Below are 13,963 nucleotides of genomic sequence, written 5' to 3'. Positions count from 1 at the left end.
ATCGGCACAATTCGCGATCGAGTCGTTTTAGCACGGGAAACTGCCTTTTCGCCGCGTTATCCGATACTCTGACGATTCAACCGCTGTGTGCGAGTTTCGTTCGGCCAGCCGTAGCCTCGGCCGCCTCGTGCAGCAGCGCCTCGATCCGGTCCACACCGGCCTGCATCGACATGTCCCGCAGGTACGCGTCGCGACCCCGCCTGCCCATGTCGGTCCGGGCCGCCGGCGGGATCGCGGCGGCCAGCCAGAAGCGGTCGGCCAACGCCGCCCAGTCCTCCGGCGGGCAGGACAGACCGGCGCGGGCCCGCTCCACCACCTTCGCCGCCTCCCCCGCCGCGGACGCGACCACCGGCGCGGCGCAGGAGAGCGCGGCCTGGAGCTTGCCGGGCACCCGGCCGCGCAGCTCCGGCAGTCCGCGCTGGGCCACGAGCTGGTAGTCGGCGGCGGCGTAGAGCTGCGGCATGTCCACGGCGGACCGACGCTCCAGGAACCGGACATTGTCCGCGCCGAGGTCGGCGGCGAGCCCCCGCACCCGCCGCTCCTGCGGACCCGAACCCACGAGCACCAGGTCCATCCGGTCGCCGAGCGCCGCCGCCGCGCGGACCGCCGTGTCCAGATCCTGGCGCGCGCCGATCGTCCCGGCGTGCATCACCACGCAGCGGTCGTCCCGGCGGACCAGCCGGCGCACCGCAGGGCCGGCCTGGGTGGGGCGGAAGATGCGCTCGTCGGTCCAGTTCGGCACGGTGCGCACCCGGCCCGGCTCCGCCCCGCCGGCACGGACCAGATCCGCCATGGCCGGCGAGCCGACCGCCACCACCGCCGCCTCCCGGTACAGGCGGCGGGTGGCGGCCTCCCGCCGGGCCGGCCAACCGCTGTCCCGCGCCGCACGCCCGTCCCGTTCCGTCCACACGTCCTGCACGTGCAGGACGGTCGGCGTGCGGCCGAGCAGCCGCAGCAGCCCGGTGGCCGCGAAGGTGACCGCCGGGTGGCCGTGGACGTAGAGCACGTCGACGTCGCGGAGCAGGCCCCGGCCGGCGAGCGCGGCGCTGCCGGCGAAGGAGAGCCAGCCCGCCGCGCGGGCACGGGCGGAGTCGTCGCCCGCGGCGTACCGGGGCACCCGGCGCACGGTCAGCCGCTCGCTGTGCGTCTGGTGCCGCCAGCGCTGCCGCCAGCCGGGATAGACGTGGCCGCCCGGGTAGTCCGGGAAGCCGGTGAGCACCCGCACCTCGTGGCCCCGGGCCACCAGCTCCTCGGCCAGGCTGCCCGGGACGAACGCCGGCTCCGGCGGGAAGTGGTAGGTGAGGATGCCGACCCTCATGACCTCGCTCCCGGCGCGGTTTTCCGGGCGGCCGGGCGCCGCACCGCGTACGATTCCCGCATCCCCTCTGCGTCCGGCCGCGACCGCCGGAAGAACGCCGTCGCGGCACCCTCCGTCGCGACCGTGCCGACGAGAGGGGTGCAGATGGTCGACGAGGTGCTCTTCGTCTGCCACGCGAACATGTGCCGGTCACCGATGGCGGAGTTCATCGCCCGCCGGATGCTGGCCGGCCTGCCGCTGGCGGTGGCCAGCGCGGGTACCGACGCGATCGACGGGGCGGCCATGCACCCGTACGCGGTCGAGGTGACCGCGGCCGCCGGCGCGGACCCGGCGGCCTTCCGCACCCGGCGGCTGCGCCCGGAGCACCTGACCCGGGCGGCGCTCGTGCTGACCGCGACCCGCAGGCAACGCTCGGCCTGCGCCGCGCTGGCGCCGGCCGCACTGACCCGGACGTTCACGCTGCGGCAGTTCGCCCGGCTGGCCGCCGCCGCCCGGCCCGCCGAGGCGGAGGCGGATGCGGCCACGCCGTTGCGGGCGGCGGTGTCGGCAGCGGTCCGCGCCCGGGGGCGGCTGCAACCCGCCGCCCCCGGCGCGGAGGAGCTGCGCGATCCGATCGGCGGCTCGCCGGCCGACTTCCGGCGCTGCGCCGAGGAGATCGAGAGGTCGATCCGGCCCGTGCTCGCGCTCATCGTGACAGCCGGGTGAGTTCCTGCGTCCGGTCGCCCACGGCCTTGGCGCCCCGCCGGGTGCCGGCCCGGTCGGCCGGCACGGACGGCACCGCGGGCGGTACGACCACCTTGTACGCCTCGTACTGGTAGGCGTCCGACTTGGTCACCTTGGCCATGTTGAGCACGCAGCCGAGCAGGCGCACCGAGACCGAGCTGAGCGCGTTCGCCGCCGCCGCGACCTGGCTGCGGGAGGTACGCCCCTGCTGCGTGACCAGGAGCGCGCCGTCGGCCTGCACCGCCACCACCACGCCGTCGGTGACCGCCAGCAGCGGTGCGGTGTCGATGACCACGATGTCCGCCGAGTCCCGCAGCGCGACCAGCAGGTCCGCCATGGACTTGGAGCCGAGCAGCTCGCTCGGGTTGGGCGGGGTGGCGCCGCTGGGCAGCACCAGCAGGGACTTCTCCCCCCAGCGCTGCACCACGTCACCGACCTGGACGTCGCCGACCAGCACGTCGGTGAGACCGATGCCGCCGTCGATCCCGAGGTAGTCGGCGACCTTCGGGCGGCGCAGGTCGGCGTCGATCAGCAGCGTCCGCCAGCCCGCCTCGGCCAGCGCGATGGCGGTGTTGCAGGCCATCGTGGTCTTGCCCTCGCCCTGCAACGCGCTGGTGACGGCGATGACCCGGGCCGGTTCGTGCACGTCCACGAAGCGCAGGTTGGTGCGCAGTTTACGGACCGCCTCGGCCCGGGCGGAGGTGGCCGCGTCGCCGACGATCAGCGGCGCCGACCGGGCGCCGGTCTCGTACGGGATCTCGCCGAGCAGCGGACTGCCGGTCACCCGTTGCAGACCGGCGCCGTCGCGCATCCGGACGTCGGCCACCCCGCGCAGCACGGCCAGGCCGACGCCGAGCAGCAGGCCGAGCAGGCCGCCCAGGACCAGGTTGCGGGTGGGCTGCGGGGAGACCGGGGCGGAGGTGACCCGGGGACCACTGACCACCTCGATCTTGATCGGTGGGGCGTTGCCGTCCGGCGGCGTCTCGACCTTGCGTACCAGCTCGGTGAACTTGGTCGCGAGCGTCTCGGTGGTCTTCAGCGCCCGGGTCTGGTCGGTGTCGGTGATCGTCGCCCGGAGCAGAACCGTGCCGGTCGTGGCGGTGGTCTGGATCCGGCTGCGCACCTGGTCGGCGGTGAGTCCGAGCGGCGCGTCAGCGACCACGCTCTGCGCCAGCCGGTCGCTGGTGAGCAGGTCACCGTAGGACTTCACCCGCTGCTGGAGGAAGAGGCTGCCCTGGTAGGCGTCGGTGACCCCCTGGCTGGGCGTGGTGACGAAGAAGGTCACCGAGGCCTCGTACCGGGGCGTCGTCCGGACCGTCATCAGCGCGGCGGCGCCCAGGCCGAGCATCACCGTCACCAGCACGATCCACCAGTGGCGTCGGACCAGGCGCAGGTAGCCGAGAACGTCCATCACGCTCCCCCTCTCGACACGCCGGTCTGCCGATGAAACTGCACGAAAGCCCCCTAAAAACCCCAGTTGCCATGCCAGGATCGAATCGCCTATTCATGACGTTACGTGATTGCACGACAGTAAACGACCGAACAGGCACAGACGGTCTAATCCTTTCAATACGGATAGGACACAGAGGGCAGCCCATGGATCGTGACGCGATCACAGCCGTTCGACCTCCCGGCCGGATCACCCACCGCGCCGCCACCCTTTCCCTGTTAACGCTGGACACCGCCGCGTGGTGCGGAGGTTTTCTCGGCGCCGCCTGGACGCGGTACGAGTTCGCCCTCACCGCCGCCGCCAGCGCCCGTGCGCTCGGCATGGCGCTGGCCTGCGCCGCGCTGTACGCCGCGCTCACGCTGCTGCGGTCCCGGCTCTACGGCCGGTATCCGATCGGCAGCGCCGGCGACGCGCAGGGCCTGGCCACCACCGTCGCGCTCGTCGCGGCTGTCGGCTTCGTCGCCCTGCTGCCGTGGGCGCGGCACCCGGTACCGGCCAGCACACCGCTGGTCGGCGGTGCGGTGGCGCTCGTGGTGATGGCGACCGCCCGGGGACTCTGGCGGGCCCACGTCGACCGCCGGCCACCCGCCGCGCGACACGCCGAGCGCTGCCTGATCTACGGGGTGGACGCGGCGAGCGAGCGGCTCGTCCGGGCGCTGCTGCACGACCCGGACAGCAGCTACCGGCCGGTGGGGCTGCTCGACGACGCACCCGACAGCCGCGGCCTGCGGCTGGAGCGGCTGCGCGTGCTCGGCGGCCGGGAGCAGATCGGCGTCGCCGTCCGGGCCACCCGGGCGAGCACTGTGATCTTCTCGATGAGCGGCTCCGACCCGCAGCTGCTGCGCGACGTGCGCTCCCGCACGCTGGAGGCCGGGGCGGCGTTCAAGGTCCTGCCGCCGGTACGCGAGGTCCTCGACCGTCCGGTGGCCGCCACCGACGTACGCGACCTCCAGCTCACCGACCTGCTCGGCCGCGCGCACCGGGTGGCCGAGCTGAGCGTCGAGCGCGGCGGGCTGGCCGGACGCCGGGTGCTCGTCACCGGTGCCGGCGGCTCGATCGGCTCGGAACTGTGCCGGCAGATCGCCCGCTGCGAGCCGGACGAGCTGATGATGCTCGACCGGGACGAGTCCGCGCTGCACGCCCTGCAGATGTCGCTGCACGGACGCGCGCTGCTGGACGGGCCGGAGCTGGTCCTGGCCGACATCCGCGACGCCGAGGGCATCGCCCGGGTGGTCGCCGACCGGCAGCCCGACGTGGTGTTCCACGCCGCGGCTCTCAAGCACCTCACGCTGCTCCAGCGCCACCCCGGGGAGGCGATCAAGAGCAACATCCTGGGTACGCTGAACGTGCTGGAGGCGTGCCGGGACGTCGCCGAGTTCGTGAACATCTCCACCGACAAGGCGGCCAACCCGGCGAGCGTCCTCGGCTACTCCAAGCGGATCACCGAGCGGCTCACGGCGTACCACGCGCAGCGGCTCGGCGGCCGGTACCTGAGCGTCCGGTTCGGCAACGTGCTCAGCAGCCGCGGGTCGGTGCTCACCGCGTTCCAGGCACAGATCCGGGCCGGGGTGCCGATCACCGTCACCCACCCCGACGTGACGCGGTACTTCATGACCGTGCAGGAGGCGGTGCACCTGGTGCTCCAGGCGGCGACGATCGGCCGGGGCGGCGAGGCGCTGGTGCTCGACATGGGCGAGCCGGTCCGGATCGCCGACGTGGCACGCCGGCTCGCCGCCGAGGCGGACCACCCGGTGGAGATCGTCTTCACCGGTCTGCGCCCGGGCGAGAAGCTGCACGAGCACCTGTTCGGCGCCGACGAGGTCGACACCCGGCCGCTGCACCCGCTGATCTCCCACGTCCCGGTGCCGGAACTGGATCCGGACGAGGTGCGCGGGCTCGACCCGTACGCCGACGCGGACGAGCTGATCAAGCGGATGGCGGCGTTCTGCGACCCGGCCGGGGTGTCCCTGCCGGCCCTGCCCGGACAACGCTGACCGCCGGCCGACGGGACGCCCCGCCCCGGTGGTGAGACGGGCGTCCCATCGGCCGGCTCCGCTCGCCGCCAGGGGCGGCACCCGTTAGGGTTGATCCCGGTGTGCCGGGAAGCCTGGTCGGCGATGGTTTCGCCGACCCCAGCTCCCGAACGGACCCCGCATGCCCCAGCACACTCCGCAACGGTCCCGCCTGCTGTCCCGCCGCTCCTGGCCGGAGGCTCGCTTCCTGGCGGACGTGCTACGCACCGAGACGGTCGGCGGCGGCCTGCTGCTGCTCGGCGCGGTGCTCGCCCTGATCTGGGCCAACTCGCCGTGGCGCGCGGCGTACGCCGACCTGAGCCACTGGGTGCCGTGGCCCGGCGGCGCCGGACTGCACCTGGACCTCGACCTGCGCACCTGGGCCGCCGACGGGCTGCTGGCGATCTTCTTCTTCGTGGTCGGCCTGGAGCTCAAGCGCGAGTTCGTCGCCGGTGACCTGCGCGACCCCAGGCGGGCCGCGCTGCCGGTGGTGGCCGCGCTCGGCGGCATGATCGTCCCGGCGTTGGTGTACCTGGCGGTGACGCTCAGCGCCGGCGGCGCGGGTCTGCGCGGATGGGCCATCCCCACCGCCACCGACATCGCCTTCGCACTCGCCGTGCTCGCCGTCATCAGCTCCCACCTGCCACAGGGGCTGCGCGCCTTCCTGCTCACCCTCGCGGTGGTCGACGACCTCTTCGCGATCACCATCATCGCGGTCTTCTACACCGCCGACTTCCAGCCGCTGCCGCTGCTCGCCGCGCTGCTGCCGATCGCGGCGTTCGGGCTTCTCGTGCAGCGCCGGCGGACCTGGTGGTGGGCGCTGATCCCGCTGGCGGTGGTCGCCTGGACGCTGGTGCACGCCTCCGGCGTGCACGCCACGGTGGCGGGCGTGCTGCTCGGCTTCACCGTTCCGGTGCTGCGCGGCCGCGACGGCGCGCCCGGCCTGGCCGAGCGGCTGGAGCACCGCTGGCGGCCCGTCTCCGCGGGTCTGGCCGTGCCGGTCTTCGCCTTCTTCGCCGCCGGGGTGACCCTGGTCGGCGTGGACGTGGGCGGCGTGCTGACCAGCCCGGTGGTTCTCGCGGTGGCCGCCGGACTGGTGCTCGGCAAGGTGATCGGCGTGTTCGGGTCGTCGTACCTGCTCGCCCGGTTCACCCGCGCCGAACTGGACGAGGAGATCACCTGGGCCGACCTGCTCGGGCTGGCGCTGCTGGCCGGCATCGGCTTCACCGTGTCGCTGCTCATCGGCGAACTGGCGTTCGGCCCCGGCAGCCCGGAGGAGGACGGCGTCAAGGTGGCGGTGCTGCTCGGCTCGCTGATCTCCGCCCTGCTCGCCTCGGTGGTGCTGATCCGCCGCAACCGGGTCTACCGCCGGATCAGCGAGCGGGAGAGCCGGGACGCCGACGGCGACGGCGTCCCGGACGTCTACCAGGGCGACACCGTCTGACCGACACGACGCAGGCCGCCGCCCCGTCGCGGGACGGCGGCGGCCTGCCGGGCCGACCCCGCCAGCCTCACAGTCAGTTCAGTTCGGTGACCGCCTCGAAGATCAGCCAGAGACCGCAGACGGCGAACAGCACCGCCGCGCCGTAGCGGATGGTCCGCTCCGGCAGGTGGCGGCCGAGCATCCGGCCCACCAGGATCGCCAGCGCGTCCGCGGCCACCATGCCGAGCGTCGACCCGAGCCAGGTGCCGAACCAGCCGTACCTGGTGGCCAGCGTGATCGTGGCGAGCATGGTCTTGTCGCCCAGCTCGGCCAGGAAGAACGCCACACCCACGGCGATGACGGCGGACCGGCCGCCGCGCTCGGCCTTGCGCTTCTCCTCCTCGGTCAGCCGGTCGCCGCGCAGCGTCCACGCGCCGAAGCCGAGGAACGCCAGACCGGCGATCAACGAGATCCACTCGGTGGGCAGGGCGGCGTTCAGGCCGTACCCGATGGCCACCGAGGCCAGGTGGACGACGGCGGTGGCGATCGTGATGCCGATGAGCACCGGCACCGGTTTGAACCGCGTGGCGAACGTCAGAGCCATGAGCTGGGACTTGTCGCCCAGCTCGGCGACGAAGATGACGCCGAAGCTGACCACCAGCGCGACGAGGAAACCCTCCATGTGAACCTTCCCGATCAAGCCGGGAGGAGGAACGGGGGCGCCCTCGACCCGGCTGCGACAGCCTGAGTCGAAGGTCTCGCCCGCCCCGGAGACCGGGGCCGCGTGGCCGGATGCGGAACGCACCAGTGTGTCGACCACGACATTGGGGGCTACTCCCCTTCGCGTCGCCAGCCTAGCCGATCACCGGCCGGCCCGGTCACCGGGTGCGGGTGGGGCCACGGCGGCCCTCAGTCGGCCCGCGCCAGGCTCACCCCGAAAAGCCCGTCCGGGTCGGTCCAGAACGCGCGCCTGTCGAACCCGGCAGCGGTCAACTCGGCGGCGATCCCCGCCGGCCGGAACTTCGCCGACACCTCGGTCCGCAGTTCCTCGCCGGCGGCGAAGGCCACATCGGTGCCCAGAACCCGCACCCGGGTGGCGTGCTCGGCGCGCAACCGCATCTCGATCCACTCCCGGTCGGGATCCCAGACCGCCACGTGCCGGAACGCGTCGACGTCGAAGTCCGCGCCCAGCTCACGGTTGATCACCCGCAGGACGTTGCGGTTGAACTCGGCGGTCACGCCCGCCGCGTCGTCGTACGCGGGCACGATCACGCCCGGGTCCTTGACCAGGTCGGTGCCGACCAGCAGCCAGTCGCCGGTCTCCAGCGACGCGCGCATCGAGGTGAGGAACTCGGCCCGCTCCACCGGTAGCAGGTTGCCGATCGTGCCGCCGAGGAACGCCACCAGACGCCGGCCGCCGGTGGGCAGCCGGTCCAGGTGCCGGGTGAAGTCGCCGACGATCCCCCGCACCCGCAGACCCGGGTACGCGGCGGCGATCTGCTCGGTCGACGACCGCAACGCGCTCACCGAGACGTCCAGCGGCACGAACGTGCCCAGGTCGCCGTGGCGGGTGAACGCGTCGAGCAGCAGCCGGGTCTTCTCCGACGAGCCCGAACCCAGCTCGATCAGCGTCTTCGCGCCGGTCGTCGAGACGATGTCGTCGGCGTGCCCGGCCAGCACCGCCCGTTCGGCCCGGGTCGGGTAATACTCCGGCAGGCGGGTGATCTCCTCGAACAGCTCGCTGCCCCGGGCGTCGTAGAACCACTTCGGCGGCAGCCACTTCGGCGTCGCGGCCAGCCCGACCCGCACGTCCTCCCGCAGCCCACGGTCGAGGTCCTGCTGCTCCAGGTGGATCTCCAGCGGCTCCGCGCTCATCGAGTGTCCTCTCTTGCGGTGGGTACGGATCGTCGGGCGGCGGACGGGTCCCGCACGTCGAGCCCGCCCGTGGTCGCCACCACGAGCCGGCCGTCCGGCACGGCCCGCCAGGCCGGGTCGTCGTCGAACGGTTCGGACGCCAGCAGCACCGAGTCCGGGCCGCGGCGCACCGACAGCGCGTGCCCGGCCGTGCTCGCCACCACAGTCGTACCGTCGGTGAGCAGCAGGTTCAGCCGCGAGCCGGGAGCGGCGGCGGCGACCGCCGCGACCGTGTCCGCCACCGCCTCGCCGGGTGGCGCGCCGGCCCGCAGCCGGTGCCGGACCAGCGCCCACAGCAGCGCCGAGTCGGTGGGCACGTCGAGGGTGATCAGGTCGCGGACGGGCAGGCCGGCGGCGAGCGGGACCAGGGTGTCCGGCCAGCCCCGGACCACGCCGTTGTGGCTGAACAGCCACCGCCCCTCGGCGAAGGGCGCCGCCGCGGTCTCGTGCAGCGGCATCCCGACGGTGGCGGAGCGGACCGCGGCCAGGACCGCCCGCACCCGCGTCACGGCGGCCAGCTCCGGCAGCGTGGTGTCGCTCCACATCGGCTGGGCCCGCCGGTAACGCACCGGGTCGCCGTCGCCGGCGTACCAGGCGACGCCGAAACCGTCGGCGTTCATCGTGCCGCCGCCGCGCATGTCACGCGGCGCCCACGACTGGCGCAGCAGCCCGTAGGGCGGGTCGGTCAGCAGGCTGGACAGGAGCACGGGTGGACCGAGGTAGGCGAGGTGACGGCACATCGGGCCGGCTCACTCCCCCGGTCCGGCGTCACGGGCGCAGCGGAACCCGCTGAAGATCTGCCGCCGGATCGGGTAGTCCCAGTTGCGGAACGTACCCCGGCAGGCGGACCGGTCGGTGCCGAACGAGCCGCCCCGCAGCACCCGGTGGTCGTCGCCGAAGAAGACCTCCGAGTACTCCCGGTAGGGGAACGCGGTGAAGCCCGGGTGGCCCCGGAACGTCGACGAGGTCCACTCCCACACGTCACCGACGAGCTGGTGCACGCCCAGCGGGGAGGCGCCGGCCGGGTACGCGCCGACCGGTGCCGGCCACAGGTGCCGCTGGCCCAGGTTCGCGTGCCCGCCGGCCGGGTCCTCGTCACCCCACGGGTAACGCCGGGACCGGCCGGTCGCCGGATCCCAGCGGGCCGCCTTCTCCCACTCCGCCTCCGTCGGCAGCCGCCTGCCGGCCCAGGCCGCGTACGCCTGCGCCTCGTACCAGCAGACGTGCACCACCGGCTCGTCGTCGCGCACCGGCGACCAGCGGCCGAACCTGCGGTACGCCCAGCCGTCCCCGTCCCGCCGCCAGTGCATCGGCGCGCTCAGGTCCGCCTCGACCCGGTGCCGCCAGCCGGCCTCGCTCCACCAGCGCGGCTCGTCGTACCCGCCGTCGGCGATGAACTCCCGGTACCGCCCGTTCGTCACCGGCGCGGCGTCGATGAAGAACGCGGGCAGGTCGACGGTGTGGGCCGGGCGCTCGTTGTCCAGCGCCCACGGGTCGGTGGAGGTGCCCATGGTGAACGGCCCGGCCGGCACCCGCACCTCCCCGCCGACCCGGGCCCGGGGCTCCGGCGGGGGCGGCGCGTCCAGCACCGGGGCGCCGGCGCGCAACTGGTGGGTGGCGAGCATGGTCTCGTCGTGCTGCTGTTCGTGCTGCACGATCATGCCGAACGCGAACCCGTCGGCGACCAGGGGACGCTCGGTGAAGCGGATGCCGTCGAGCAGGTCGAACACCTTGTCCCGTACCGTGCGCACGTAGGCGCGGGCCTCGGCCGGCGGCAGCAGCGGCAGCGCCGGCCGGTCCTTGCGGGGTTGTTTGAACGCGTCGTACAGGTCGTCGATGTCGTGGCGCACCGGGTCGCGGCCCCCGACGTCGCGGACCAGCCACAGCTCCTCCTGGTTGCCGACGTGCGCCAGGTCCCAGACCAGCGGCGACATCAGCGTGGAGTGCTGCCGGACCAGGTCGTCGTCGTCCACCGCGTCGGTCAGCGACGCGGTACGGGCCCGGGTCCGCCCCAGTTCGGCGGCGATCCGGTCGCGTAGTCGCTCGGTGGTGGTGGTCACCGGTGTCCCCTCTCCGCGGCGGCGCGGCGCCGCCGGATCGCTCGCTGGGTGTCGTCGTGGAGGCCGGCCGGCAGGTCGAGCCGGGGCAGGGCGGTCAGGGCAAGGTCGAACAGCGCCGCCGCGGCGGTGGCCAGCGGACGCTCGGCCAGCCCGCACCGGGCCGCAGCGCGCCACCGGGCGGCGACCGGGGTTGCCGCCGCCAGTGCGTCCCGGGTGGTGGCCGGGTCGGCGAAGAGCGCCGTCAGCACCGCCAGCGGCACGGTCCACTCCGGCCCGGGCTGGGTGTCCAGGTAGCGCAGCTCCAGGTAGCCACGCGGGCGCACCGGCGGGAACAGCGTGCTGAGGTGGTATTCCAGGTCGTCGGTGGTGGGCGGGCGGGGAAGCGCCCCGGCCAGCCAGTCGGCGAACGTGACACCGGGCGGTGCGGTCCAGTCCGGGCCGTCGCCGCGTACGCAGAGCAGCGGCGCGGCGAGCGCGTACCCGGTCCAGGCCGCCACCGGGTCCGCACCGGCGCGTCCGGGCGACCAGACCGGACGGGTCCGGGCCGGGTCGATGGCCAGCCAGGTGGCCATCCGGGCGGACGCCCATCCGGTGCGGTGCCCCGCATGCCGGTCGGCGGTGGCGAAGGCGGCCAGCAGCGGCGGGCCGACGGCGTGCGCGGCGGCCCACCGCTGCGCCACCTGGTCCGGCTCGCCCGCGTCCAGGCAGACCTGGAGGCCGGCGGTGCTATACATCATGGCGCGTCCCGCCGGGCCCCGGCGGTCGAAGGCGCACCGCATGGCCCGGTAGCGCGGGGTCTCCACGACGGGCCGGGGCCGGCGCCAGGGGTCGATGCCGCTGCGGCCGAGCACCAGGCCGGCGGCGTCCAGCCGGGCCCGCAGCTCGGCGACGTCGGCCTCGGTGGCCAGGATGAGCACGGCGACCGACGATCGCGGTGCCGCGGATATCTCCACCTGCCCGCCGGGCTCCACGGTCACGGCGCCGCCGCGCCGGAGCTCGTCGGCCGGGCTGGTGGGGTCGAGCGTCACGGGGCTGTGCCGCCCCAGCGCCTCGCGTAGTCGCTCGCGGTCGACCGGCCGGGCCGGGTCCGCGGCGTCGTGCACGGTCCATTCCAGTTCGACGCCGACGAGCGCGGGCGGGCCGGTCTTGAAGCAGATCCGGGCGAGGTGGCCCCGGGCCGCCTCCTCGTCCCCCAGGACGACTGCCCGGTCCAGATCCGGTGACATCACCATGGGACGGCTCCTCCTCGGCGATGGGCGGCGACGTCGCGACGCGTCCGGCCGGGACGGCACGGGACGCCGTCCCACCATCCTCTGTCTAGCAGACGAGATCCGCTTGCCCGGGGAGATGAATTTTTGTCCGGAATCTGATTGCGCCGTGGCCGGTCAGTCGTCCGTCTGCGGGCTCGTGCCGTTGGGCGAGTCGTCGTCGTCCGAGTCGTCGTCCGAGTCGTCGCCCGGGTCCTCCGCGGGCGTGCCCACCAGGTTCCGGCAGTAGCCCTCCACCTGCTCGGGGCCGCCCGCGGCGGCCACCAGGTCGGCGAAGCCCGGCTTGGTGAGCGCCTTGTCCCGCTGCCGCTCCGGCTTGGCCAGGTAGGCGCGGCAGTGGCCGGCCATCCGGCCGTCGCCACCTGGGGGTGCGGGTGGCGGGGCGGCGGCGCTCGACGTCCCGGACGGCGTCGGCGCCGGTGGCGACGCCGCGCCGGACGCGTCGCCGGCCGGGGTGCTCGGCGCCGGCCGCGAGGGCCCGGTGACGGCGGGTCCGGCGCCGGACGGTCCGGTGGGGCCGGCCGTCGTCGCGGGCGGGCCCACCGGCTCGGGCCGGTGGTCCAGGCGCACGGCGGCGAACGCCACCCCGGCGACTGCCGTGGCGGCCAGCCCGGACAACGCGGCGGCGATCCGCAGGCGCCGGCGCGGGCGGGGCGCGGCCACCGCTGCCGCCGCCGGGGCCGTCCCGGCCGCCGCGCGGGCCGCCCGGAAGGCGGCGAGCGCCCGTTCCTCCCCGGCGACCTCGCCGGGCGCCGCCGGTGCGGCGGCGGCGGACAGCAGCCGGGTCAGCGGGTCGGCGTCGGTCTCCGGCGGCGTGCCGACGGGCGCGGCGTCGAGCAGGCGGTCGGACTCCGCCCGGTCGGCGGGCCCGCCGGACCGGCGAGCGTGCATGCCGTCGTCTCCCCTCACGTCAGCCCTCCGCCGGCTCGGCCTCGGGCGCGTGCGGCACCTGGCGATCGGTACGGGGACGCGGCGCGACGGCGTCCCGGGTGTCGGCCTGCGCCGCCGGGCGCTCCAGGATCGCGGCGAGCCGGCGCAGGCCCCGGTGCGCGGCGGTGCGCACCGCGCCGGCCCGCCGGCCCAGCACCCGCCCGGCGGTCTCCGCGTCCAGGCCGATGACGGCCCGCAGCATCACCGCCTCGGCCTCGGCCGGCGGCAGCGTACGGATCAACGCCAGCGCGCTCTCGGTGGCGATGGCCTCACCGGCGCGGTCGGCGGTGTCGACGTCGGCGGCCAGGTCGTTGAGCGCCTGCACAGGCACCGGCACCGAGGGACGCCGCCGCTGCCGGCGCAGGTGGTCCATGGCCCGGTTGCGGGCGATCGTGACCGCCCAGGCGCGGAACTCGCCGCCGGTGAACGACGGCAGGTCGCGGGAGATCTGGAGCCACGCCTCCGAGGCCACGTCCTCGGCGTCGGCGCCGACGAGGGCGGTCAGGTAACGCAGCAGCGCGGGCTGCAGGCTGCGGTAGAGGAACCGGAACGCCTCCTCGTCGCCCGCCTGCGCCCCGGCGACCGCCTCGTTCAGCTCGGCCGTCACGCCCGCCGCCCCACCCGCGTGCCGGCCCGGCGCGGGGCGTCGACGGGAGCCGGTGACCACACCGCCATCCGCACTCGGCCCCCTCGTGAGCTGATCAGGCACGCGCACGGGGGTGCGGTGCGCCATTGACACTTGCCGCGCGGCAACAGACGTCGGCGGGACATACCGTACCGGCGGCCGGGGGCGGCCGGGAGCCGGGCCGACACCGGGACGGGCGGGAGGGGCCGGCAAGCCGTCGAGGACGAAAAAAACAGAGAC

At 74.7% G+C, this 13,963-nt stretch carries 12 protein-coding genes; 3 read left to right on the top strand and 9 right to left on the bottom strand.

Features of this window, described 5'->3' with window-relative positions:
• Nucleotides 1–76: 76 nt before the first annotated feature.
• Nucleotides 77–1,318 (bottom strand): glycosyltransferase family 4 protein, encoded by a 1,242-nt coding sequence (locus tag C569_RS0102020; RefSeq protein ID WP_018784156.1) that lies wholly within the window; start codon nucleotides 1,316–1,318, stop codon nucleotides 77–79.
• 144 nt (nucleotides 1,319–1,462) lie between these two features.
• Here C569_RS0102020 and C569_RS0102015 point away from each other — a divergent pair, with 144 nt between their 5' ends.
• Nucleotides 1,463–2,023, top strand: a complete 561-nt coding sequence (locus C569_RS0102015; protein ID WP_026267593.1) for a protein-tyrosine-phosphatase — start codon at nucleotides 1,463–1,465, stop codon at nucleotides 2,021–2,023.
• Here the strand turns inward: C569_RS0102015 and C569_RS0102010 are convergent.
• Entirely contained in the window at nucleotides 2,004–3,452 is a 1,449-nt protein-coding gene (locus C569_RS0102010) for a polysaccharide biosynthesis tyrosine autokinase (protein ID WP_018784154.1), read from the bottom strand. The genes C569_RS0102015 and C569_RS0102010 overlap by 20 nt on opposite strands.
• A 185-nt stretch (nucleotides 3,453–3,637) precedes the next feature.
• Between C569_RS0102010 and C569_RS0102005 the strand changes: the two genes are divergently transcribed.
• Nucleotides 3,638–5,485 carry a nucleoside-diphosphate sugar epimerase/dehydratase gene (locus tag C569_RS0102005; RefSeq protein ID WP_018784153.1) on the top strand — a complete coding sequence of 616 codons (1,848 nt, stop codon included), beginning with the start codon at nucleotides 3,638–3,640 and terminating at the stop codon, nucleotides 5,483–5,485.
• A 160-nt stretch (nucleotides 5,486–5,645) separates the two neighbouring features.
• Entirely contained in the window at nucleotides 5,646–6,947 is a 1,302-nt protein-coding gene (nhaA, locus tag C569_RS0102000) for a Na+/H+ antiporter NhaA (RefSeq protein ID WP_018784152.1), read from the top strand.
• A 73-nt stretch (nucleotides 6,948–7,020) separates the two neighbouring features.
• Here the strand turns inward: nhaA and C569_RS0101995 are convergent, their stop codons facing one another.
• From C569_RS0101995 to C569_RS0101965, 7 genes are all read right to left on the bottom strand, one after another.
• Complete coding sequence (locus C569_RS0101995) at nucleotides 7,021–7,608, bottom strand: TMEM165/GDT1 family protein (RefSeq protein WP_018784151.1); 588 nt, start codon at nucleotides 7,606–7,608, stop codon at nucleotides 7,021–7,023.
• Between the two features lie 227 nt (nucleotides 7,609–7,835).
• Nucleotides 7,836–8,801 carry an L-histidine N(alpha)-methyltransferase gene (egtD, locus tag C569_RS0101990; RefSeq protein WP_018784150.1) on the bottom strand — a complete coding sequence of 322 codons (966 nt, stop codon included), beginning with the start codon at nucleotides 8,799–8,801 and terminating at the stop codon, nucleotides 7,836–7,838.
• Complete coding sequence (gene egtC / locus C569_RS0101985) at nucleotides 8,798–9,580, bottom strand: ergothioneine biosynthesis protein EgtC (RefSeq protein WP_018784149.1); 783 nt, start codon at nucleotides 9,578–9,580, stop codon at nucleotides 8,798–8,800. The genes egtD and egtC overlap by 4 nt, the downstream gene beginning before the upstream one ends.
• Before the next feature lie 9 nt (nucleotides 9,581–9,589).
• Nucleotides 9,590–10,900, bottom strand: a complete 1,311-nt coding sequence (gene egtB, locus C569_RS0101980) for an ergothioneine biosynthesis protein EgtB (protein WP_018784148.1) — start codon at nucleotides 10,898–10,900, stop codon at nucleotides 9,590–9,592.
• Entirely contained in the window at nucleotides 10,897–12,132 is a 1,236-nt protein-coding gene (gene egtA / locus C569_RS0101975; protein ID WP_018784147.1) for an ergothioneine biosynthesis glutamate--cysteine ligase EgtA, read from the bottom strand. Before egtA ends, egtB begins: the two co-directional genes overlap by 4 nt.
• Before the next feature lie 153 nt (nucleotides 12,133–12,285).
• Entirely contained in the window at nucleotides 12,286–13,077 is a 792-nt protein-coding gene (locus C569_RS29650) for a hypothetical protein (protein WP_231394689.1), read from the bottom strand.
• Nucleotide 13,078: 1 nt separating this feature from the next.
• Nucleotides 13,079–13,705, bottom strand: a complete 627-nt coding sequence (locus C569_RS0101965; RefSeq protein ID WP_026267592.1) for an RNA polymerase sigma factor — start codon at nucleotides 13,703–13,705, stop codon at nucleotides 13,079–13,081.
• Between the last annotated feature and the right edge of the window lie 258 nt (nucleotides 13,706–13,963).

This window comes from Micromonospora sp. CNB394 (assembly GCF_000374985.1).
Taxonomy (GTDB): domain Bacteria; phylum Actinomycetota; class Actinomycetes; order Mycobacteriales; family Micromonosporaceae; genus Micromonospora; species Micromonospora marina.
This window is presented reverse-complemented; position numbering and strand designations above follow the sequence as displayed.